The sequence below is a fragment of the Neisseria sp. P0021.S007 genome (assembly GCF_051956855.1).
The window spans coordinates 1-486 of the sequence record NZ_JBQCXA010001407.1; the positions used below are offsets into that span (position 1 = coordinate 1).

At 48.1% G+C, this 486-nt stretch carries 1 protein-coding gene; it reads left to right on the forward strand.

Annotated features, from left to right (window positions below; genetic code table 11):
* Positions 1-486, forward strand: a 486-nt coding sequence (locus ACTHUR_RS19420; protein WP_440400426.1) for an aminotransferase class I/II-fold pyridoxal phosphate-dependent enzyme, incomplete at both ends; no start/stop codon positions are given.

The window sequence follows — 486 nt, forward strand, 5'->3', positions numbered from 1 at the left end:
CCCTGAAACCGTCGGCGTAAAATTTGAAGAAATGACTGCGTTTTTCAAGACCTTGCCGGAAAACAGCGTCTTGATTTTACATCCATGCTGTCAAAACCCGACCGGCGTCGATATGTCGCAAGCGCAATGGGATGAAGTGTTGGACATCGTTAAAACGCACAAGCTGATTCCGTTTATGGATATTGCCTATCAAGGTTTCGGCGAGGATTTGGACAACGATGCTTATGCGATTCGTAAAGCCGTCGAAATGGGCCTGCCTTTGTTTGTCAGCAACTCTTTTTCGAAAAACCTGTCGCTGTATGGCGAACGCGTCGGCGGTTTGAGTGTAGTGTGTCCCAATAAGGAAGAAGCAGAGCTGGTGTTCGGACAGTTGAAATTTACCGTCCGCCGAATTTATTCCAGTCCTGCCGCGCATGGCGCATACATTGCATCTGATGTGATGAATAGCGAGGAGCTACGCGCTTTATGGGAAAATGAGGTTTACGC